The organism is Psychrobacter sp. TB20-MNA-CIBAN-0197 (assembly GCF_040309765.1).
GTDB classification, from domain to species: Bacteria; Pseudomonadota; Gammaproteobacteria; order Pseudomonadales; family Moraxellaceae; genus Psychrobacter; species Psychrobacter submarinus.
In genome coordinates, this window is record NZ_JBEOPC010000976.1 from 1 (window position 1) to 255 (window position 255).

General features: G+C 38.8%; 1 protein-coding gene. It reads right to left on the reverse strand.

Features of this window, described 5'->3' with window-relative positions:
- Positions 1-73: 73 nt before the first annotated feature.
- On the reverse strand, positions 74-255 hold a 182-nt coding region (locus AAEY83_RS16790), incomplete at its 5' end, for a ZrgA family zinc uptake protein (protein ID WP_351060914.1).

A 255-nucleotide genomic window follows, 5' to 3' on the forward strand; every position in this document is an offset into this window, starting at 1 on the left:
GGTTAAACGTGCACCATGACTTTTACAATTTTGTTCCGCATGTTCGATAATCGTGTTGACGTTATTCATTGGGTTATCTCAAACTAATCATGTTGTTTTTACCGCTCAGTGTAACCGCCCCCTGATGGGTGTCGGTAATCCACATAGAACGAATATGATGAATACTAGGAAAAAGTGCAAATACTGTAACAGCAATACTCGAAAGCTCTGACATGTTTTCACAATTATACCGATAGTAAGCCGTCACATCATTAT